The organism is Streptomyces sp. NPDC002787 (assembly GCF_053592095.1).
In genome coordinates this window covers 37,934-59,100 of sequence record NZ_JBSFVC010000001.1, presented here as the reverse complement: position 1 = coordinate 59,100, position 21,167 = coordinate 37,934, and the positions used below count along the sequence as shown (strand labels likewise).

Here is a 21,167-nt window from a genome sequence, read left to right as displayed (position 1 = left end):
GCATGGGTGGGGGGAGGGATCAGGCACCGATCTTGCCGGTGCCCGCCCCGGCCCGTACGAGGGCCGGGACGTCGGCCACGGGGTCCAGCGTGTAGCCGTAGTAGGTGCGCGGCTCGGTCACCGTGCCGTTGGTCTCGCACGTACCGGACCCGGTGAAGACGTTGTTCCGCTGGACCAGCCGGCCCGGCCCGGAGGCGTCGTAACCGCTCGCCGAATAGCAGGGGTTGGGGACGCCCTCGAAGTGGTTGCCCTCGACGACGACGCCGGCGTTCATGGTCGAGGCGACGCCGTAGATGGCGTTCCCCTTGTAGTAGTTGTTGTAGACGTGCACCGGCTCACCGAACCGGACCCGGGGGTGCCTCTGCCGTGAGCCGTCGAAGAAGTTGTGGTGGATCGACACCTTCAACTTGCCGGTGTCCTGGCTGCCGTTGCCGTCGGAGTGCCCGAGCAGCATGCTCTTGTCGGTCTTGTTGAACCAGTTCCAGGACACCGTGACGTACTCGGCGGCGCGGACCACGTCGACCGCGCCGTCGAGCGGGGCGACGAACTCGTTGTGGTCGATCCAGATGTGGTGCGACTGCTGGCCCACGCTGATGGCGTCGTCCTCGGCGCCCGTGAACCTGATGTTCCGCACGATGACGTTGTACGAGCGGTAGAACTCCAGACCGCCGCCGTTGATGACGGCCGACGAACCGACCCCGATGATGGTCTTGTCGGGGCGGACACCCTGTTTGCTGGTGATGTCGATCGTGCCCTGGACCCGGATGACCAGCGGGCCCGTGGTGTCGATGTACTCCAGGAACTGCTCGGTGGTGGTGGCGGTCACGGTGGGGCCGCCGGCCCCGCCGGTGGTGCCGTTCTGGCCGAGCGCGTTGACGGCGGCGAAGCCGGTGGGGGACGTCTCCGCCAGCGGCACCACGTCCGCCCCCGTCCCCGCCTCCACGGGCGCGATCGCGGCGAGCAGCAGGGCGAGCGTGAGAGCGGGAACGCCGCGTGCGGCGCGTGACAACGACGACCTCATGTGGTTCCTCCCGGGGCGAGTGGGCGGATCTTTCGGGTCGTGCGAAAACAAGCACACAAAAAAGCACACAAACGAGTGCCCAGAGACTAGAAAGCGCTTTCAGTTTCCTGAATGCTAAGCACGTGTTTTGGGCATGTCAACGAAACCCCAGTGGTCCCTGTGTTGTGGAAGGGAGTGTCGTGACTCCACGACATCGCATCGTCCGGGCCTTGGCGCCCATGGTCCCCCTGGTGCTCGGCGCCGGTCTGATGGCCGCCCCGGCGGCGGCCGCGGACGCCCCGGCCTCGCCCTCCGCGGCGCCGAGCGCGGTCACCGTACGGATCGACCCGTCGTACCAGCAGCAGGAGTTCGAGGGGTGGGGCACGAGTCTCGTCTGGTTCGCCAACGCCACGGGCAACTACCCCGAGCCCGTCCGAAGACAGCTCGTCGACATGCTGTTCGGTGAGGACGGTCTGAAGCTCAACATCGCGCGCTACAACATCGGCGGCGGCAACGCCCCCGACGTCCGCGAGGACTACATGAAGGCCGGCGCGACGATGGAGGGCTTCTGGAAGGCCCCCGAGGGAACCACCCGGCAGGACATGGAGTGGTGGGACCCCGACAACCCCGACCACTGGGACTGGAACGCCGACTCCGGCCAGCGCTGGTGGGTGGACCAGATCAAGGACAAGATCACCACCTGGGAGGCTTTCAGCAACTCGCCGCCCTGGTTCCAGACGGTCAGCGGCTATGTCTCCGGCGGCTTCGACGCCAACACGGACCAGATCCGTGCGGACCGCGTCGACGAGTTCGCCGCGTATCTGGTGCGGGTGACCGAGGAGATGGAGAAGCAGCACGGCATCGACTTCGACACCATCGCCCCGCTGAACGAGCCCAACACCAACTACTGGGGCACCCAGATCGGTGCGGACGGCCAGCCCACCGGCGGCCGACAGGAGGGCGCGCACGCGGGCCCCGCGCTCCAGCAGAAGGTGGTCCTCGCACTCGACAAGGCACTCCAGGGCGCGGGGACCGACGCCGAGATCTCCGCGATGGACGAGACCAACCCCACGATCTTCACCCAGAACTGGAACGCGTACGACAGCTCCGCGCGTGCCGCCGTCCCCCAGCTCAACGTGCACACCTACGGCACCGGCATGCGCACCAGCGCCCGTGACATCGCCAAGGGCGCGGACAAGAAGCTCTGGATGAGCGAGGTCGAGGGCACCTGGGGCACCGGCACCGACTTCACCAGCATGGAGCCCGGCCTCGGGATCGCCACCCGCATGGTCGACGACATGCGTGAACTGGAGCCCTCCGCCTGGGTGTTCTGGCAGCCGGTCGAGGACTCCATCCCACAGGCCGCGGCCGGCAAGAACTGGGGCAGCATCCACGTCCCGTTCAACTGCACCGCCGAGGACACCCTGGAGACGTGCCCGATCCGGGCCAACTCCAAGTTCCACACCATCCGGAACTTCACCCACCACATCCGCCCCGGCGACCACTTCGTGAAGGTCGACGACCCGTCCAGCGTCGCGGCGGTCAAGAAGTCCGGCCGGGCGGCCAGCGTCGTCCACGTCAACGGCGGCACGACCGCGCGCTCGGTGACCCTCGACCTCTCGCGCTTCGGCAAGGTCTCCTCCCGTGCCACCGTCACCCCCGTCGTGACGAGCGACGAGGGCGCCCTCGTCGAGGGCACGCCGGTCCGAGTGAGCGGCCGGTCGGCCACCCTCGACGTCCCCGCCAAGTCCGTCACCACCTTCCTGGTCGAGGGCGTCAGCGGCGTGGCGAAGGACGCCGCCCTCGTCCAGCACGACCACGTCTACCGGCTCCAGGGCGCACAGAGCGGCAAGTCCCTGGCCCCGTCGGAGGACGGCACCGGCGTGGTCATCCGCACGACCGACCCGAGCAGCGCCCGGCAGCTGTGGTCCGTGGAGCAGCTGACCTCGGGCACCGACAACCGCGAGCGCTACGCGCTCACCAACGCCGGCACCGGCAAGCGGCTCGCCGTACGCGACAACCGGGCCGTCCTGGAAGAGCCGGCCGGCGGTGCGGTCCCCGAAGCCGCGCAGTGGATCATGTCGACCACGGGTGACGGCAGTTGGACCTTCGTGAACGCCGCCACCGGGCGTCTCGTCGACGTCACCGGGCAGTCGTCGGCGGACGGCGCCGCAGTCGCGACGTACACGCCGACCTCGGCGGCCAACCAGCGCTGGACCGTGACCGACGAGACCGTGCTGCGCACCGAGCGGGCCGAGGCGTTCACCGTCCCCGGGCTGCGGCCGAAGATGCCGGACACGGTGACTCCGGTGTTCCGGGACGGCGCCCGGGGCGCCCTGCCCGTCGTGTGGGAGCTGCCGTCGGACCGTAGGTGGAGCAGACCGGGGACCGTGCGCGTGACGGGTGAGGCGACCGACGCCCTCGGCCGGAAGATCCCCGCCAAGGCCGTCGTCACCGTCGACACCATCGCCTCGACGGTCCCCGGCCGCGCCAAGACCTACGTGGGCGGCGCGCCGGAGCTCCCGACGACGGTCGTCGGCCTCGGCAGGCACGGCGGCCGGACCACGCTCCCGGTCACCTGGGACGCGGCACCCGACGCGGCGTTCGACAGGACCGGCGTCGTGACGCTGTCCGGCACGGCGGAGGTCGTCGACGGCGGCACGGTCGACGCGACGGTACGCGTCCAGGTCACCGAGGCCACGGAAGCCAACATCGCGACCGACCCGAACGTCTCGGTGGGTGCCACGTTCACCGAGAGCGGCTACTCCGCCGAGCGCCTGCGCAACGGCAACACCGCCGAGAAGGCCTGGTCCAACTGGAGGTCGGGCACCAAGAACCCGTCCGACACCGTCACCTTCACCCTGCCGAAGGCCCGCGACCTGAACCGTGTCGTCGCCCACTTCCACCGGGACGGGACCAACACGTCCTTCCCCGAGAGCCTGCAGGTGCAGGTCCGAGCCTCCGAGAACGGTCCGTGGACCGACGCGGGCGACCCCGTCGCGGTCGGCACCGAGGGCACACCGGTCGTCGACGTCCCGCTCGACGCGGGCCCGGCGACCGGCGTACGCGTGGTCATGACCGCACGTCAGGGCGGCTACATCACCATGAGCGAGATCGAGGTGTACGCCAGGACCCCCGGCGTCTCCTCGGACGCCGCCGCGGACTCCGTGGAGGTCGCCGGAAAGCCGATCGCGTCCTTCGACCCCGACACCACCGCCTACCGGGTCGTCACCGGCGATCCGAGCCGGGCGGCGGTCACGGCGACGGCCCGCGACCCGTACGCGACCGTCACCGTGGACCGGACCGGCCGGACCACGGCCGTCGTCACGGTGACCGGCGAGGACGGTGCGCAGACCCGTGAGTACCGGATCGAGCTCGTACGGCGCTGAAGCGGCCGGCGGGGGCCGGTGACGGTCCCCGCCGGGTCGGCGCACGTCCCGGGTCAACTGCTCGCGCAGGCAGCCCCGTTGAGCGTGAACGCGGTCGGTGCGGTGTTGGTGGCGCCCTTGCTCCCGATGAACCCGACCGTCACGGAGCCCGCGGCCGGGATGGTGGAGGTGTAGGAGGCGGGTTTCACGCTCACCGCACCACCGCTCTGCGTGGCGGTCCCGCCCCACATGTTGGTGATGGCCTGGCCGTCGGCGAAGCCGAAGGCGAGGGTCCAGCCGCTGACGGCCGTGGTGCCGGTGTTGCGGATGACGATCTCGCCCTGGAAGCCGCCCTGCCACTCGTTGGTGGCGCGGTAGGCGACGGAGCAGTTCCCGCCGGGTGTACTGCCGCCCTCCTCGGTGGTGACGTTCACGGTGGCCGAGCGGGCGGACCGGTTGCCGGCCGCGTCCCGGGCGTAGACGGCGAAGGTGTAGGCGGTGTCGGCGGTGAGGCCGGTCAGGGTGACGGAGTTGGTGGTGGAGCCCGCCAGCCTGGTCTCGGTGGAGCCGCTGATCCGGACGATGTCGTAGCCGGTGACGCCGACGTTGTCGGTGGCGGCGGTCCAGGAGAGCGCGGCGGTCGTGGCCGTCACGGCGGAGGCGGCTGGGGTGCCGGGGGTGGTCGGGGCCTGGGTGTCACCCGGGGCGCCGCCGTCGAAGATCGTGGCTTCCTCGGCGGTCCGCGCGATGCCGTTGGCGCCGTTGAAGATGCGCTGCCCCCAGGAGCTGAGGCGCGTGGGGTCGAAGCCGATCGACAGGTCGAGGACCGGGTCGGTGTTGCCGCTCCAGGACCAGGCGAGATAGCCGAGGTCGAGCTGCTCGGCGGTGGCCATCATGGTGTCCTCGTCCGGATCGCCCCACTGGTCGGCGGGGCCGCCGAACTCGCCGATGAGCAGGGGCAGTCCGGCGTTCACGAAGGCGCCCAGGTAGTCGGTGATCTCGGCGGCCGTGTCGAAGACGCTGTACATGTGGATCGAGAAGATCAGGTTGCCGGTGGTGTCGGCGTCGTAGACGGACTGGGCGTTGGCCCGCATGACGCCCTGCCAGTCCTGGCCCCAGTTGGGCGCGTCCACCATGATCGTGTGCTCGAAACCGGCGGCCCTCAGCTTCTGCACGGCAGCAATGGTGGGGGCGGTCCAGCCCTGGGGGTTGGTGTTGCCCCAGGGCTCGTTGCCGATGTTGACGATGACGTAGTTCTCCTCGCCGGCGAGCACGTCCTTGAGGCCGATCCAGTAGTCGGCGGCGTGGTCGAGCGTCCCGGCCGCGGCCTCCTCGCCGTATCCGGTGGTGTCGTGCACCTCCAGGACGCAGATGAGCCGGTTGGCCTTGCACTGGGCGACCACGTTCGCCACGTCGGCCGGGCTGTTCTCGGTCCAGCGGTGCCCGTCGGAGAGGACGACGCGGACGGTATTGGCGCCCAGCGCCTTGATGTCGGCCAGCGACTGCGTCTCGCCCGGGTACCAGGTGTGGGCGTGGTTGACGCCGCGCATCACGAAATCGTTGCCATTGGCCTCCAGCAGCCGGCCGTCACTGATGTGCAGGCCGGTCGCTCGCGTCCCGGGCGCCGACTGGGCCTGGGCCACGGCCGGGGCGAGGACTCCGAGGAGCGCGAGCCCGACCATGCTCGCGAGTCCGGCCAGGAGGGTGCCCAAGGGGGTGTGCCGCGGTGGGCTCGTTGTCGTTCTCATTGCGACTCCAGGTGGGGGTGAGCGCCGAGAAGCTCAGGCGTCGAGAGTGGGGGGATGCCAATGGGAGCGCTCCCATGAACCCATTCCGACACGTACACGTCAACCCTCCGTGCGACGTTCAGCGCCTCGGGTCGGCCCGGACCGCCGCAGCGACGACCGCGTCCCGCTCGGCTCCGGAGAACCGTCCCTCGGCCACCCACGGACCGGGGCGGGCTCCCGGAAAAACAGCCGCCGGCTCAGCTTGAGCATGTTGTACGTCGCGCAGGTCTCGGCGTTCTTGTCGTCGAGCGTGGCCGCGACGGCTCCCCGGGCCTTGAACATCTCGCCCTGTCCGGTGCCGCCCAGGCTGTAGGTCCGGGGCGCCGACGACCATGCCCCAGAAGTTGCGCCACGCAGCGGATGTCGAGTTCGTTCTCCACGTCGTCGGCGGCGTAGCCGCGCTCGCGGAACCACCTCCTGGCCGCCGCGACGCGCGGCACCAGGAAGGACGTCCCCCCTCTCCCGACCCGCGACGCCCTCGACCGCCACCTGGCACTCGACGACGCCGCCTGGTCCGCCCCGCGCCTGCCCTGAACCCTCTCCCGTCGCAAGGAGGCCGGGGCGCCGCCAGGCGCCGCCGGACAGCCGCCTAACAGGACTCGTCCAGATAGCCGCGCGCCAGCTCTCCCGCGCGCGTGAACCAGTCGGTGAGCAGGGCCAGTTCGTCGGCCGAGTACTGGGCGAAGAGTTCGGCGAGGCGGGCGTAGAACGGGCCGTAGACGGCGACCACCCGCTCGGCGGCGTCGGGGACCGCGACCACGCGGACCCGGCGCCGGTCGGCCGGGTCCGGCTGCCGGGTCACGAAGCCGCCGCGCTCCAGGCGGTTGAGGATGCCGGTCACCGCCCCCGTGGTGACATGTGCGCGCGCGGCCAGATCGCCGGCGGCGACCGGGGCGTCCCCGGCCTGAAGGACATACGCGAAGCAGACGAGGTCCGTGACGCTCAGACCGAGAGTCCGGGCGAACTCCTGCTGGCCGACGATCATCGTCGCGATCAGGCCGTCCATGGCACTGATGGCCTCCGGGACGGTGGGACGGCGATCGGCCTCCATTGAACTCGCCTCCGAGGCACGCTAGATTCCTTAGTTGCTAAGACATCATAGTCCGGCGCCGTCGGCGTGGCTGCGCCGTGCCGTGGCTCGGCACGGCGCGCGAGGGGAGCAGAGACGTGAGTCTTCACGACGACGGCCACACCGTGGCCGGCTGGACCGGCACCGCCCTCGGCACGGTCGGCGCCACGGCGCTCGGCCTGGGCGTCTGCGGCTGGTCACCGGGGTTCACCCTGGGGGCCGCCCTCTCGGTACTGGCGCTCCTGGTCACCTGGGTCCTCCACCTCGCCGGCTGGGGCAAGCCACCCGGGCCCCGCCCCCGGGACCAGTGGAGCCCCTGGGTCCGCGACCCCGCCGCCCGCGGCGGCCACGGGGAGTGCCTCGGCTGCCGCCTGGCCGGCCGCCGCCGCACCCCGGCCCCGCTCCCCTCCGTACCGGCCCCGGCCGTACCGGGACCGACCGTCAGCCCCGAAGCCGCCGGCACCACCGGCACCGCGACCGCCACGGTCTCGGCGGGCGACCCGTCGTCCTGACCGCTCCGAACGGAGCCCCGCCGGACAGGCCACCGCAACCCTGGAGGAGTTCGGCCCGGCGTCGTCCAGTAAACGCTTACCACTTCCAGTGGCCCCGGTTACCGAACCACGCCCCGCGATCAGCCTCCCATGCAGTAACGTCGAACCGTGACGGTCAATGAAAACGGTCGCCGAAACAGCCCCGAACCCAACGGGGCCAGGCGTCGACGGAGCAGCACCACGGGCGGCGAGCGGCCCAGCACGATTCGGGATGTCGCCGCGCAGGCCGGGGTCTCCGTAGCAACCGTTTCCCGCACGCTCGCCGGGAACTACCCGGTCTCCACGGAGACGAGGGCCCGGGTCATGGCGGCGGTCGAGTCGCTGCACTACGTGGTGAACGTGCACGCCAAGGCGCTCTCCGGCCGGGTCGCCGGCCCGGTCGCCCTGGTCATGAAGGACATCACCGGCCCCTCCCTCGCCCATGTCGCCGCAGGTGTGGAGCAGGCGGCCGCCGAACGCGGCCGGCTGAGCCTGGTGTGCGCCACGCACGACGACGCGGCCCGTGAGGACGCCCTGGTCCAGCTGATGCGCGAGCAGCACGCGGCCGCCGTCCTCCTCGTCGGCGGGGCCCCGCAGGACGAGGCGTACCAGCGGCGCATGGCCGAGTACGCGACGGCGCTGGACGCGGCGGGCTCCCGGCTCGTGCTGGTGGGCCGCCCGCCACTGCCCGGCGATCTACCGGTCACGGTGGTGCAGTACGACAACCGGGGCGGCGCCTTCCAGGCCACCGACCATCTGCTGACCGCCGGGCACCGGCGCGTCCTCTTCCTGTGCGGGGAGCGCGGGTTGAGCACGACCGAGCAGCGCCGGGACGGCTTCCTGCACGCCCTGCGCGCCCACGGGGTGGCGCACCTGGCGGAGTTGGAGCTGCCCGGCCCGTACACCCGGGTCTCGGGCTATCAGCGCACCCGGGACGCGCTGGCGGCCGGCCTGGAGTTCACGGCGGTCTTCGCGGGCACCGACATGGTGGCCACGGGCGCGCTGGCCGCGCTGCGCGAGGCCGGTCTCAAGGTCCCGGGCGACGTCTCCGTGGTCGGCTTCGACGACGTCCCGTTCGCCGCCGACCTCTCCCCCGCGCTGACCACGGTGCGGGTGCCGTACGAGGATCTGGGGCGTACGGCGGTCCGGTTGGCGTTGGAGCGCGAGGAGCGCCTCGGGGGCGACGACCACGTCGTACTGAGCACGCAGTTGGTGATCCGTCAGTCGGTACGGGCGCTTTCGTGAACGTATCCACCCCTCGGTGAACGTCCGGGGCCCGAGACGGGCCGCCCGTCCCGGACCAACCTCCGTACCTTCACAGGAATGTGACGTGGCGTCATCCCGCCGTAAAGCCGAGAGTGCCATCAGGTCAACCGTCCCGGACTATTGACTCGGGTCAGCCCAGTGGCGATTCTCGTCACATCGCTTGTGCCAGCCATGACAATCGGGCCCGGGCAGGCCCTCAGGCGTCGTGGGTGTTCACGCGTCCCGGAACGGTCTGGCCCATCGACCGTGCGTCCCCCCGACCGAGGACGTGAGTGATGACCACAACTCCACGCGCCCACCGCAGACGCAGACCCCTCATGGTGCTGGCGCTGTTCCTCACCGCGATGGGCATGCTGCTCAGCCCGTCGTCGAGTTCGGCCGCGACCGGCGACTGGTGGCTGCCCACCTCCCGGCCGTCGCCCGACTCCCAGATCAACGTGACGGGCGAGCCGTTCAAGGGGACCGACTCGGCGGGCGACGTACGCGGGTTCGTCGACGCGCACAACCACCTGTTCTCCAACGAGGCGTTCGGCGGCCGGCTCATCTGCGGCAAGGTCTTCTCGACGTCCGGCATCGCCGACGCGCTGAAGGACTGCCCCGAGCACTACCCCGACGGCAGCCTCGCGATCTTCGACTACATCACCCACGGCGGCGACGGCAAGCACGACCCGGTCGGCTACCCGACGTTCAAGGACTGGCCGGCGTACGACTCGATGACCCACCAGGCCAACTACTACGCCTGGATCGAGCGCGCCTGGCGCGGCGGCCAGCGGGTGCTGGTCAACGACCTGGTCACCAACGGGATGATCTGCTCGATCTACCCGTTCAAGGACCGTGGTTGCGACGAGATGACCTCGATCCGGCTGCAGGCGAAGCTGACGTACGACCTGCAGGACTACATCGACAAGCAGTACGGCGGCGCCGGCAAGGGCTGGTTCCGGATCGTCACCGACAGCGCGCAGGCCCGTGAGGTCATCAAGCAGGGCAAGCTCGCCGTCGTCCTCGGGGTGGAGACCTCCGAGCCGTTCGGCTGCAAGCAGATCCTCGACATCCCGCAGTGCGGCAAGGAGGACATCGACAAGGGCCTCGACGAGCTGTACGACCTGGGTGTGCGCAGCATGTTCCTGTGCCACAAGTTCGACAACGCGCTGTGCGGTGTCCGCTTCGACGAGCACGGTCTCGGTACGGCGATCAACGTCGGCCAGTTCCTGTCGACCGGCACCTTCTGGCAGACGGAGAAGTGCAAGGGCCCGCAGAAGGACAACCCGATCGGTGAGGCGTCCACGGAGGCCGAGGAGGACCTGCCGGCGGGCACCGAGGTCCCGGAGTACGACGAGGACGCGCAGTGCAATGTGCGCGGGCTCACCGACCTGGGCGAGTACGCCGTGCAGGGCATGATGAAGCGCAAGATGATGCTCGAGATCGACCACATGAGCGTCAAGGCCACCGGCCAGGTCCTGGACATGTTCGAGGCCGCCTCGTACCCGGGCGTGCTGTCCTCGCACAGCTGGATGGACCTGAACTGGACCGAGCGGGTCTACTCCCTCGGCGGTTTCGTCGCCCAGTACATGCACGGCTCCGAGGAGTTCAGCGAGGAGGCCGAGCGCACGGACGCGCTGCGTACGAAGTACGACGTGGGCTACGGCTACGGCACCGACTTCAACGGCATCGGCGACCACCCGGCCCCGCGCGGCGCCGACGCCTCGCACCCGGTGACGTACCCCTTCAAGAGCGTCGACGGCGGCTCCACGATCGACAAGCAGACCACGGGTCAGCGCACGTGGAACTACAACACCGACGGTGCCGCGCATGTCGGCATGGTCCCGGACTGGATCGAGGACATCCGGCTCGTCGGTGGTCAGGGCGTCGTGGACGACCTCTTCAAGGGCGCCGAGTCCTACCTCGACACGTGGGGCTCCTCCGAGGCCCACCAGGCGGGCGTGAACCTCGCCAAGGGCGTGGCGGCGACGGCCAGTTCGTCGGAGTCGAACCCCGTCACCAGCTACCAGCCCGGCCGGGCGGTGGACGGTGACGGCGGCACCCGCTGGGCGAGCGACTGGAGCGACAGCCAGTGGCTGAGGCTGGACCTCGGCTCCTCGCGCGTCGTCAAGAAGGTCACCCTCGACTGGGAGCGTGCCTACGGCAAGGCGTACCAGATCGACGTCTCGACCGACGGTTCGACGTGGAAGACCGTGTGGTCCACCACCTCGGGCGACGGCGGCCTGGACACGGCCACGTTCGCCGGTGTGACGGCCAGATATGTTCGGATGCTGGGGACCGACCGCGGCACGGACTGGGGTTACTCCCTCTACGAGGTCGGCGTCTACAGCAGCTGACCGCACGAAACGGGGGAAAGGAATCCACATGGCACGCCTGCCGTCGGCCGAACGACGCAGACAGCTGACCGAGGCGGCGATCCGCGCGATGACCCGGGACGGCGTCCCCAGGACGACGACCCGGTCCATCGCGGCCGAGGCGGGCGTGTCGCTGAGTGTCTTCCACTACTGCTTCGAGTCGAAGCAGGAGCTGCTCGAGTCCGTGATCACCACCATCACCGGGCACTACGTGACGCTGGTGCGGGAGGCGATCCGGCCGCGGGAGACGCTCAGGGAGACCGTCCGGGCCGGTTTCCAGGCGTACTGGGACCATGTCTCCGCCCACCCGGGCGAGCACATGCTCACCTACGAGCTGGCCCAGTACGCCCTCAGGGAGCCGGGGTTCGAGCATCTGGCGCGGCGGCAGTACGAGATGTACTGCGAGACCTACGCCGACCTGATCGAGCAGCTGCGCGTGACCACGGGATTCGAACTGACCGTGCCCGTCCCGGTCCTGGCCCGCTACCTGGCCGCCATGACGGACGGCCTGACCCTGAACTACCTGGTGCTGGGCGCCGACGCGGCCTGGGCGGACGTCCTCGACACGATCGTCGACCACGTGGCCGGCCTGGTGCGCGAGGAGATCCGCCCGTAGGCCTCAGCGGGCCGAGGCGGCGATCAGCTGGTCGAGCAGGGCGATCAGGACGTCACGGCAGGAGGTGCGCTCCCGGGCGTCGAAGAGCAGCACGGGGGTGTTCTCGGGCAGGGCCAGCGACTCCCGGATCACCTCCGGCTCGTAGGGGTGTTCGCCGTGGAAGCCGTTGACGCCGATGACGAACGGGATCTTGCGGCGCTCGAAGAAGTCGATGGCTGCGAAGCTGGACTCGGGCCGGCGCACGTCGACCAGGACGACGGCGCCGAGGGCGCCGATCGCGAGGTCGTTCCACATGAACCAGAACCGCTGCTGCCCGGGCGTGCCGAACAGATACAGCACGAGGTCCTGGCCGATGCTGATCCGGCCGAAGTCGAGGGCCACCGTGGTGGCGTGCTTGTCCGGGATGCCGTCGAGGTCGTCGACGCCGAGACCGGCGGTGGTGAGGGGTTCCTCGGTGCGCAGCGGGACGATCTCGCTGACCGACCCGACCATGGTCGTCTTCCCGACACCGAATCCCCCGGCGATGAGGATCTTCACCGTGTCGGGAGCCGCGATCCCCTGGGGGGTGGGGTCAGAGCCGGCCAAGGCCGTCCCTCACTTTCTTCAGCAGGTCCAGGTCGGGGGCGCGGGAGATCAGGCGCGGCTGGCGCACGCTGATGCGGCCCGCTTCCAGCAGGTCGCAGAGCATGATGGCGACCACGCTCACCGGGAGGTCGAGCTTGCTGGCCAGCTCCGCGACCACGATCGGCTTCGCGCCGAGCTTGAGGATCCGCGCGTGCTCCGGCTGCGGCCGGGTGCCCCCGGCCGGCTGCGGGTCCACCGCCACCACCATGGTGATCAGGGTGAAGTCGCCACGAGCGGGCCGGGTCCGGCCGCCCGTCAGGGTGAACGGGCGAACCAGCCGGCCCGCCGCATCGCCTCCGTTCACCTCACTCGCCGCTGTCGGCCGCGACGACACCGGCACGCGGTGCCGCGCTGAGGTGCTCGCCGATCTTCTTCACCAGCATGTTCATCTGGTACGCGACCACGCCCACGTCCGCGCCCTGCCGGGTCAGCACGGCGAGGTTGGCGCCGGGCCCGGCGTTGGTGAGGATCAGGAAGGCGTTGCCCATCTCGATGAGCAGCTGGCGCACGGGGCCGCCGCGGAAGTCCATGCTGACGCCCTTGCTGAGGCTCATCAGCCCGGACGCGGTCGCAGCCAACCGCTCGGCGTCGTCGCGCAGGAACGCGGTGGACTTGCTGACGACCAGTCCGTCCTCGGAGAGCACGACGGCGTGGTCGACCTCGGCGACCCGGTCCACCAGTCCGGTGAGCAGCTGGTCGAGCTGGCTGTGCGTGGCGGGGATGGGGCGTGTCATCTGTGTGTCCTTCATGAGCGGTCTGCGGGGGAGGGAGTCGGGGGGACGTCAGGTGCCGGAGGCGGGGACTCGGTCTCCTGGGTCTTCGGATGCGGATTCCTCCCCCGGGGCGTACTCGGCTTCCGCGTCGTCGTCACGTGCCTGGAGCGTTCCGCGCTGGAATCCGGCCAGCGAGGAGGCCGCGCGCTCGGCGGTGAAGTCGTCGGCGTCGCCGTCCGGGCAGGGGTCCGCGTCCTCCTTCAGCTCCGCCGCCAGACTGGTCTGCGGGATCCGGCGGGGCAACGGCATCAGGCCGCCCTTCTTCGCGGCCGGAGGCTTCCTGGCGGCGGCCGGCTGTCTCCCGTTCCCGTCCTCGGCGGCATCGGCGGTGTGCCCGTGCGTGACGGGCCGTTCCTCCGGCGTAGGGTCCGGGTCCTGCCGTACGGGCTCGGGTGCGGACTCGGCCGCGGCGGCGACCCGTGCGGCCACCAGCGAGGTGCGGGCCGGCGGTTCGGCCGTGTCGGTGCCGTCCTCGCCGGGGGCGGGGGCCTCGCGCACCACGATCTCGTCCGGGATGAGCACGATCGCGGTGGTGCCGCCGTAGGGCGAGGCGCGCAGGGTGACCGTGATGCCGTGCCGGGTGGCGAGGCGGGCGACGACGAACATGCCGAGCCGGAGGTCGTCGGCGAGGGCCACGACGTCGAACTGCGGGGGCACGGCGAGCTGGGCGTTGAACGCGGCGTAGTCGTCCTCGGACATGCCGAGTCCGCGGTCCTCGACCTCCAGGGCGAGGCCCTTGGCGACCGTCGCGGCGCGGACGCTCACCGGGCTGGGCGCGGGCGAGTACGAGGTGGCGTTGTCGATGAGCTCGGCGAGGAGGTGGATCACGTCGGCGACGGCGGGCGGGGCGATCCACACGTCGTCGTCGGTGTGCACCTCCACCCGCTGGTACTCGGCGACCTCGCCGACGGCGCTGCGCAGGATGTCGATCAGCGCGACCGGTTCGGTCCAGCTGCGGCCGGGCCGCTCGCCGCTGATGATGACCAGGTTCTCCTCGTAGCGGCGCAGCTGGCTGGCGGTGGAGTCCAGTTCGTACAGGCCCTTGAGGATCTCCGGGTCCTGGTGCTGGCGCTCCAGCTTGTCGAGCTTGCTGAGCTGGAGGTTGACCAGGTTCTGGCTCTGCCGGGCGATGCCGAGGATGACGCGCTGGAAGCCGCGCCGGGTGTCGGCGAGTTCGACGGCGGTGTGCACGGCGGTGCGCTGGGCGGCGTTGAACGCCTTGGCGACCTGGCCGAGTTCGTCGGTGCCGTAGTCGAGCGGGGCCGCGGCGGTGTCGACGTCGATCTTCTCGCCCCGGTCGAGGCGGGCCACGACGTCGGGCAGCCGTTCCTCGGCGAGGCTGAGGGTGGCGGTCCTGAGGCCGGTGAGGCGGCGGGACAGGGAGCGGGTGATCCGCCAGGACATCATGACGCACAGCAGCAGCGCGGCGAGTCCGGCGGCGCTCAGCGAGCCGGCCTTGATCAGCAGCCCGCGCGCCTCCTCACCACTGCGGTCCAGCAGCCCCTTGGTCTGTGCCCGGATCAACTGCTCGTACTGGGCGGACAGTTTCGCCATCGCGTCGTTCCAGCGCGCCTGGGACTCCGGCAGCCTGGTCTTCCGGCCGTTCCCGGTGCCCGTGGTGTGGGCCGAGAGGACCTGGTCCTCCACGGCCTGCAGCGCCTGCCAGTCCTTGCCCTGGACGATCCGCTCGACCTCGCTCTTCACCTCGCCCTCCAGCGAGGGCACGAGCTGGTTGTCGACGAGCCAGCGGCGGGCGTTGACCACCTGGGCGAAGCGGTCCCGGTTCGGCTCGTCGAGCTGTCCCGAGGGCCAGTTGAGGGTCAGGAGCGCGTCCTCCTGGGAGACCAGTTCGGCGGCCTGTCCGAGGGTGACGAGCGGACCGGCCTGCGAGGTGAGGTCGCCGTCGTCGACCTGGGAGAGCGCCTGGAAGGCGTGGATCTGGCCGTCGATGATCGAGCTGTAGTGGTCGAGGATCTGCTCGGGCGTGATGTCGGTGGGGCTGTCCACCTGGTCGCGGTAGTACTCCAGGCTGTTCGACCCGCCCATGACCGAGTACAGCTGGTCGCCGATGCGGTCGGGGGCTTCCTCGATCTCGCTCGCGCGGCGGTCCAGTTTGGCGACCGCCCTGTCGGTCTCCCTGCGCTGCTGCTCCAGGGCGTCCATGGAGCTGCCGGGGGCGGCCATGTAGGCGGCCGACAGGGCCCGCTCGCGCTGCAGGGCGAGGGTCGCGTCGGTGCCCATGGCGCCGGTGGACTTGCTCAGTCCGGTCTGCGCCCGCAGCCGCAGCCCCTCCGAGAACATCTGGGTCGTCGTCACGGCCCAGCTGGCGGCGAGGGTGACGCTGGGGATCAGAGCCAGGAGGATCAGCGAGAGACGTATGGAGCCGAGACGGCGCCGGGCGCCGGTCCGTGGGGGCATCGTCGTCCTTGGGCGGTTGGCGGGGAGCGGAAGGGATCGGGGGACGGGGCGACAGGGGGCCGAGATGGGTGGCTGAACACCTGTCGGTACAGCGCACAGGGGATGCGCAGGATGTTATCCGTACAAGTGAGCGCACGTCGCAGGGGTGGTCAGAAGTTTGGCGTCGCCGTTACACGACCGTTCCGGATGCTTGGGTTCCGCACCACGGTCATGCCCGAACGGAAGGTTCCGTTTGTCCGTCCGGCGGCCCGGATGCCTCGGCCCGCCGGAGACCTCGCGGGAGGCCGGCCGCGTCCCGTCAACGGGTCCCGTTCGCCGCGAACTTCGCGATGCCGGCGATGTTCTTCCTGGTCACGAACGCGGGACCGGTGAGCACGGGCTCGACACCGCCGCCGCTGGTGTTTCCGTTGGTCCTGTAGAGCCAGAGCCCGTCCACCGCGAGATAGCCCTGGAGGTACGGCTGCTGGTCCACCGCGAACTGGACGTCACCGCTCTTCACGGCCTGGACCAGGTCCTTGTTGAGGTCGAAGGTGGCGACCTGGGCCTTGCTGCCCGCTTCGTCGACCGAGTCCACGGCGGCGAGCGCGAACTGCGCCCCGAGCGTGACGACCTCGTCGATGGTCGGGTCCTGGCGGAGCTTGGCGGTGATCGAGTCGGTCACCGCGTCCATGTCGGTGCCGTCCACGTAGAGGTTCTCTGTCCGGCCGCCGAAGGTCTTCCGTACGCCGGCGCAGCGGGCCTCCACGGCGACGTTGCCGCGCTCGTGGATGACGCACAGGGCGTGCTTGGCGGCGCGGGCGTCGAGTTCGTCGCCGAGCGCCCGGCCCGCGACGCTCTCGTCCTGGCCGTAGAAGCCGAGCAGCCCCTGCGCCTGCCACGCGTCGATGCCGGAGTTGAGGGCCACCACGGGTATGCCGGCGGCGCGGGCCTCGGCGACCGCGCCCTGCATCGCCCGCGGCTTGGCCAGGGTCACCGCGATGCCGTCGACCTTGTCGGCGATCGCGTCCCGTACCAGCTGGGCCTGCCCGGCGGCGTCCGGGTCGCTGACGAAGGTCAGCTCTATGCCGTCCTTCGCGGCCGCGACCTCCGCTCCCTTGCGGACCAGGTCCCAGAAGGCGTCGCCCTCGGCGCTGTGCGTGATCAGCGCGACCTTCATCCCGCCGCCCAAGGCACCCGACGCGTCCATGTCCGAATCAGACGCCGATCCGCCGAACACCGAGCAGCCGGCGACGGTCAGGCTGACGGCGGCGGCGAGCGCGGTGACGCGGAAGGCGGTGAGGATTCTGTGGGGCGCTGGGGGCGGGTTCATGGGGGCGCGGCACCTCGCTGTGCGACCGGGGTGGGACGTCTGGGGAGAGCGAAGCGGCCATCATCACCGCGATGACGTGCGGTGACTGGCTGACTTTCGCTGGGCGGAGCCAATCGCGTGTGACGCCCGGTAGTCAAGTGAACAACAAAAACGATGTACTGCTGTGACTGCCCGGCGCTGACCTGCACACACGTGTCAACGGCCGCCACAGGCCCGTGACAAGTGACATGGACCGTTCCACTCCGGGCCCGGGGATCGATTCTCAGCCAATTCCGGTCCCGAAGCGAAGTTCTGTTCTCCTGGCCGAAATTCGCGCCCGAAGGCGGCAACCTCCGCCCCTCCGGCGGCGACTGCCCCGCTGACGACCATCCCCCGCACGGAACGGAAGCGACGCGTGAGCGAGAATCACGGCAAGGCCCGCCACCGCAGAAGGAAGACCGCGCTCGTGGCCGGTGTCCCCCTGTCCCTGGCGGTCGCCGGAACCATGGCCTACGGCACGGTCTTCGGTGTGTTCGGCGAGGACGCCCAGCCCCGAGCCGCGGCGGCCACCTCCGCCTGGGCGGCCGAGTCCGCCGACGGCTTCGCCTCGGTGAACGCGCTCGGCCAGAACGGGACCTACGGCGGCCGCGACGGCAGGACGGTCACCGTGAAGACCCTGGCCGACCTGGAGAAGTACGCGACCGCCGCCGAGCCGTACGTCATCGTCGTGGCCGCGACGATCAACATGAACCCGGTGGGCAAGGAGATCAAGGTCGCCTCGGACAAGACGATCGTCGGCTCCGGGACCTCCGGCCACATCGTGGGCGGCGGCTTCTTCCTCGGCTCGGGCGTCCACAACGTCATCATCCGCAACCTGACGATCCGGGACTCCTACCAGGGCACCTGGAACGACAAGGACCACGACTTCGACGCCATCCAGATGGACGGCGCCCACCACGTCTGGATCGACCACAACGACCTGCGGCACATGGCGGACGGCCTCATCGACAGCCGCAAGGACACCACCTACGTCACGGTCTCCTGGAACAAGCTGAGCCAGAACAACAAGACCTTCGGCATCGGCTGGACCACCAACACCACCGCCGACCTGACGATCCACCACAACTGGTTCCGCGAGACGGAACAGCGCAACCCGTCCACCGACAACGTGGCCCACGCGCACCTGTACAACAACTTCCTGGAGGACGTGTCCGGCACGGACATCACCTCGTCGTACGGCAACTACGCGCGCGGCAACACCAGGATGGTGCTGGAGAACAGCTACTTCCAGGGCCTGAGGAACCCGGTCACCAAGGACTCCACGGCCGCCCTGGTCCAGCGCGGCAACGTCTTCTCCGGCACCTCCGGCCGCAACGAGAGCGGCGGCACCGCCTTCGACCCGAAGACGTACTACGGCTACACCCTCGACAAGGCGGCCGACGTCCCCGCCCTCCTCAAGTCCGGTGCGGGACCCCGTGGTTCGATCGGCACGACGGCCACCACCAAGGCCGCCGCGGCCACCACGCTGACCGTCGCCAAGGACGGCAGCGGCCGGTTCACCAGCGTGCAGAAGGCCGTCGACGCGGTGCCCGCGAACAACACCGCGCGCGTGGTGATCTCGGTCGCGCCGGGCACGTACCGTGAGGTCGTCAAGGTCCCGTCCAACAAGCCGCACGTCACCATCCAGGGCTCGGGCGGCAGCCGCAAGGACACGACGATCGTGTACGGCAACGCCTCCGGGATGCAGAAGCCGGACGGCTCGGGCACCTACGGCACGCCGGGCAGCGCGACCGTGTCCATCCAGTCCGACGACTCCCAGGTACGCAACCTCACCGTCACCAACGACTTCGACGAGAAGGCCAACCAGAGCCTCTCCGGCCACCAGGCGGTGGCGCTGCTGACGCAGGCCGACCGCATCGTCCTCGACAGTCTCATCGTCAACGGCGACCAGGACACCCTGGAGCTGGAGAGCGCGGCCAAGGACAAGCTCGGCCGGGTCTACATCACCAACTCGTACATCACGGGCAACGTCGACTTCATCTTCGGCCGGGCCACCGCCGTCGTCGACCAGTCGATCATCACCCTGAAGAAGCGCTGGGACGGCACCTCCGCCGGGTACATCACCGCACCCAGCACACCCGGCAACCGCAAGGGCATCCTCATCAACCGGTCCACCGTCAACGGTGACGTGTCCGACGCGAGCTTCTTCCTCGGCCGCAACTGGCACCCCGGCGGCGACACCACGGTCGACCCGCAGACCACGGTCCGCAACTCCACCCTCAGCGCAGCGATCAAGTCCAAGCCCTGGTCCGACATGGGCGGCTTCTCCTGGAAGGACGACCGCTTCGCCGAGTACCGGAACACCGGCGCGGGGTCGGGCGGCGCGAGCGCCGACCGACCGCAGCTGACGGACGCGCAGGCCGCGGACCAGGAGGTCGCGGACTGGCTGGGCGGCTGGACGCCGGGCGCCTGACCGCGCGCAGAGACGCACCGCTCCCCCTTTCTGTTATCTCCCGGGGGCCGGTGCGTCTCCTCTCGCAGGCAGACGTACCCGAGACCCGAGGACCCCCACGTGACAACACAGATCAGCCGCCGGAGCACCCTGAGGATCGCCGGTATCGCCGCGGGCGCGGCGGGCCTGGGAATCGGCACGGGCACGGCGGCGACGCCGGCCGCGGCGGCGGGCGGCGCCTACGCGCACCCCGGTCTGCTCCACACTCAGGCGGACCTGGCCCGTATGGCGGCCAAGGTGAAGGCGAGCGCCGAGCCCTACACGGCGGGCTTCGCGAAGCTCACCGCCAACCGGCACGCGCAGAGCGGCTGGCAGGCAAACCCACAGGCGACCGTGACCCGTGGAGGCACCGGCCAGAACTACGTGACCCTCTACAACGACGTCCACGCCGCCTACCAGAACGGCCTCCGTCACCACGTCTCCGGCGAGTCCGCGTACGCCGACACGGCTGTCGCGATCCTCAACGCCTGGTCGGCGAATCTCACTTCGCTGGCGGGCAACGCCGACCGCTTCCTGGCCGCCGGGCTGTACGGCTACCAGTTCGCCAACGCCGCCGAACTCGTCCGCGACCACCCGGACTTCGCTCTCGACCGCTTCCAGGAGATGCTGAGCGGCGTCTTCGCCCGGGTCAGCGACGACTTCCTGGTCAGACACAACGGCGCCGTCGTCACGAACTACTGGCCCAACTGGGACCTCGCCAACATGGCCTGCGTCCTCGCCACCGGCATCTTCTGCGACGACAAGGCACAAGTCGCCCGCGCGGTCGACTACTTCAAGAACGGCGAGGGCCTCGGCGCCGTCAAGAAGGCCATCCCCGTCGTCCACGACGACGGCCTCGCCGAGTGGCTGGAGGCGGGCCGCGACCAGGGCCACGCCCTGCTGGGTGTCGGCCTGATGGGCACCTTCTGCGAGATGGCCTGGAACCAGGGCGTCGATCTGTACGGCTACGACGACAACCGCTTCCTCAAGGGCGCCCAGTACGTGGCCAAGTGGAGCCTGGGCGGCCAGGTCGCCTACACCGAGAACACCCGCGCGAAGGGCGCGATCAACGGCTGGTCCGGCCGGGAGACGGCGTCCCGGGCCGCCGGCGTCGACCCGAACATGACCCGCCCCATCTGGGCCATGATCGCCAACCACTACACCAAACGCCGGGGCCTCGACGCCTCGTACCTGACCCGGATCGCGGCCAAGGCGGCCCCCGAGGGCGGTGGCGGCGACTACGGCCCCAACAGCGGCGGCTACGACCAACTGGGCTTCGGCACCCTGGCGTTCACCCGGGACAGGGCGACCGCCGCCGAGGCGGGCGCGGCGCCGTCGGCGAAGGCCGCGGCGTCCGGCTCGGAGTCCGACGCCACCTCGAAGAAGGGCACCTCCGCGGCTTCCCCCTCGGCCTCCGCGAGCGCCCAGGGCGGACGGGGCGAGGACCTGGCCGCGACCGGCACCTCCGACTTCCCGGCCTGGACCGCCGCGGGCGGCGTCGCGGCCCTCGCGGGCGGCCTGCTCCTGCTGCGCCGCCGCAACCGCTCGGGCGGCCCGTCGGAGAGCTGACGGGCCACGCAACG

Annotated in this window: 15 protein-coding genes and 1 pseudogene; 7 read left to right on the top strand and 9 right to left on the bottom strand. The window is 70.3% G+C overall.

What is annotated here, in order from left to right; translation table 11 throughout:
* Nucleotides 1-19: 19 nt before the first annotated feature.
* Nucleotides 20-1,021 (bottom strand): pectate lyase family protein, encoded by a 1,002-nt coding sequence (locus ACWD26_RS00270; RefSeq protein ID WP_451264570.1) that lies wholly within the window; start codon nt 1,019-1,021, stop codon nt 20-22.
* A gap of 218 nt (nt 1,022-1,239) precedes the next feature.
* On the opposite strand from ACWD26_RS00270, the gene ACWD26_RS00265 reads away from it, so the two are divergent.
* Nucleotides 1,240-4,389, top strand: coding sequence for a glycoside hydrolase (locus ACWD26_RS00265; RefSeq protein ID WP_451265239.1), 3,150 nt, complete (start codon nt 1,240-1,242; stop codon nt 4,387-4,389).
* Between the two features lie 53 nt (nt 4,390-4,442).
* Here the strand turns inward: ACWD26_RS00265 and ACWD26_RS00260 are convergent, their stop codons facing one another.
* From ACWD26_RS00260 to ACWD26_RS00250, 3 genes and pseudogenes are all read right to left on the bottom strand, one after another.
* Nucleotides 4,443-6,116 carry a cellulase family glycosylhydrolase gene (locus tag ACWD26_RS00260; protein WP_451264568.1) on the bottom strand — a complete coding sequence of 558 codons (1,674 nt, stop codon included), beginning with the start codon at nt 6,114-6,116 and terminating at the stop codon, nt 4,443-4,445.
* 204 nt (nt 6,117-6,320) lie between these two features.
* Nucleotides 6,321-6,510: pseudogene (locus ACWD26_RS00255) on the bottom strand (beta-L-arabinofuranosidase domain-containing protein); the annotation flags it as partial.
* 234 nt (nt 6,511-6,744) lie between these two features.
* Nucleotides 6,745-7,206: a MarR family winged helix-turn-helix transcriptional regulator gene (locus tag ACWD26_RS00250; protein WP_451264566.1), complete on the bottom strand. Its 462-nt coding sequence runs from the start codon at nt 7,204-7,206 to the stop codon at nt 6,745-6,747.
* A 116-nt stretch (nt 7,207-7,322) separates the two neighbouring features.
* Between ACWD26_RS00250 and ACWD26_RS00245 the strand changes: the two genes are divergently transcribed.
* The 4 genes from ACWD26_RS00245 to ACWD26_RS00230 all read left to right on the top strand — a co-directional run bounded on the left by ACWD26_RS00245 (nt 7,323) and on the right by ACWD26_RS00230 (nt 11,990).
* Complete coding sequence (locus ACWD26_RS00245; RefSeq protein WP_451264564.1) at nt 7,323-7,736, top strand: HGxxPAAW family protein; 414 nt, start codon at nt 7,323-7,325, stop codon at nt 7,734-7,736.
* Nucleotides 7,737-7,883: 147 nt separating this feature from the next.
* Nucleotides 7,884-8,999 carry a LacI family DNA-binding transcriptional regulator gene (locus ACWD26_RS00240; RefSeq protein ID WP_451264562.1) on the top strand — a complete coding sequence of 372 codons (1,116 nt, stop codon included), beginning with the start codon at nt 7,884-7,886 and terminating at the stop codon, nt 8,997-8,999.
* 296 nt (nt 9,000-9,295) lie between these two features.
* Nucleotides 9,296-11,356 (top strand): galactose-binding domain-containing protein, encoded by a 2,061-nt coding sequence (locus tag ACWD26_RS00235; protein ID WP_451264560.1) that lies wholly within the window; start codon nt 9,296-9,298, stop codon nt 11,354-11,356.
* Nucleotides 11,357-11,384: 28 nt separating this feature from the next.
* Nucleotides 11,385-11,990 (top strand): TetR/AcrR family transcriptional regulator, encoded by a 606-nt coding sequence (locus ACWD26_RS00230; protein ID WP_451264558.1) that lies wholly within the window; start codon nt 11,385-11,387, stop codon nt 11,988-11,990.
* A gap of 3 nt (nt 11,991-11,993) precedes the next feature.
* On the opposite strand, the gene ACWD26_RS00225 is transcribed toward ACWD26_RS00230, so the two are convergent.
* The 5 genes from ACWD26_RS00225 to ACWD26_RS00205 form a co-directional block, all read right to left on the bottom strand.
* Nucleotides 11,994-12,575: a GTP-binding protein gene (locus ACWD26_RS00225; RefSeq protein ID WP_451264556.1), complete on the bottom strand. Its 582-nt coding sequence runs from the start codon at nt 12,573-12,575 to the stop codon at nt 11,994-11,996.
* Nucleotides 12,562-12,918: a DUF742 domain-containing protein gene (locus ACWD26_RS00220; protein ID WP_451264554.1), complete on the bottom strand. Its 357-nt coding sequence runs from the start codon at nt 12,916-12,918 to the stop codon at nt 12,562-12,564. Before ACWD26_RS00220 ends, ACWD26_RS00225 begins: the two co-directional genes overlap by 14 nt.
* A gap of 1 nt (nt 12,919) precedes the next feature.
* Entirely contained in the window at nt 12,920-13,348 is a 429-nt protein-coding gene (locus tag ACWD26_RS00215) for a roadblock/LC7 domain-containing protein (protein WP_020114533.1), read from the bottom strand.
* A 48-nt stretch (nt 13,349-13,396) separates the two neighbouring features.
* Nucleotides 13,397-15,805, bottom strand: coding sequence for a sensor histidine kinase (locus tag ACWD26_RS00210; protein WP_451264551.1), 2,409 nt, complete (start codon nt 15,803-15,805; stop codon nt 13,397-13,399).
* A gap of 298 nt (nt 15,806-16,103) precedes the next feature.
* Complete coding sequence (locus ACWD26_RS00205) at nt 16,104-17,114, bottom strand: substrate-binding domain-containing protein (RefSeq protein ID WP_451264549.1); 1,011 nt, start codon at nt 17,112-17,114, stop codon at nt 16,104-16,106.
* Nucleotides 17,115-17,508: 394 nt separating this feature from the next.
* On the opposite strand from ACWD26_RS00205, the gene ACWD26_RS00200 reads away from it, so the two are divergent.
* Both ACWD26_RS00200 and ACWD26_RS00195 read left to right on the top strand, forming a co-directional pair.
* Nucleotides 17,509-19,566 carry a pectinesterase family protein gene (locus ACWD26_RS00200; RefSeq protein ID WP_451264547.1) on the top strand — a complete coding sequence of 686 codons (2,058 nt, stop codon included), beginning with the start codon at nt 17,509-17,511 and terminating at the stop codon, nt 19,564-19,566.
* 99 nt (nt 19,567-19,665) lie between these two features.
* The gene (locus ACWD26_RS00195) at nt 19,666-21,153 is read left to right on the top strand and encodes an alginate lyase family protein (RefSeq protein WP_451264545.1); all 1,488 of its coding nucleotides are present in this window, start codon (nt 19,666-19,668) and stop codon (nt 21,151-21,153) included.
* Nucleotides 21,154-21,167 lie beyond the last annotated feature (14 nt).